Annotated in this window: 1 protein-coding gene; it reads right to left on the minus strand. The window is 42.3% G+C overall.

Features of this window, described 5'->3' with window-relative positions:
* Positions 1-418 (minus strand): Ig-like domain-containing protein (locus tag Xbed_RS19895; protein WP_167371958.1); only part of this gene is annotated, 418 nt, incomplete at both ends.

Consider the following 418-nt stretch of genomic DNA (forward strand, 5'->3'; position numbering starts at 1 on the left):
ATTAGGTTCTGAATTTTTACCCGTGGTATCTTTCACTTTCACTTTCAGGGTATAAGTATTATTCACTAATATCGGGCTGGGTGGTGAAACGGTTATTGGTGATAGCTGTTCCGGTTCGAACGATACCGCCTGTTTTACCTCTACCGCTTTTTGGTTTTCAATCGTGAGTGAAACCGTGATATTCGTTGCCGGCTCCGTACTGGTTAAACTTGCCGTGAGTTTCCCGTCGTTATCCGTTATGGGTTCCCACTTCAAATTAAGTCCGGCAATTCCCTTTTTATTGGTATCCCATATTACATTGTTAATTTTTTCATTGCGCACAGGCTGGTTATTACGATCTAAAATCACCGCCGTATAGGTATATTTTTGGACACCATCTGCGGTTAAGTTGTTTTTGGGGTCAACGTCGATAAGGCTG

This window comes from Xenorhabdus beddingii (assembly GCF_002127545.1).
In the GTDB taxonomy this organism is placed as follows: Bacteria; Pseudomonadota; Gammaproteobacteria; order Enterobacterales; family Enterobacteriaceae; genus Xenorhabdus; species Xenorhabdus beddingii.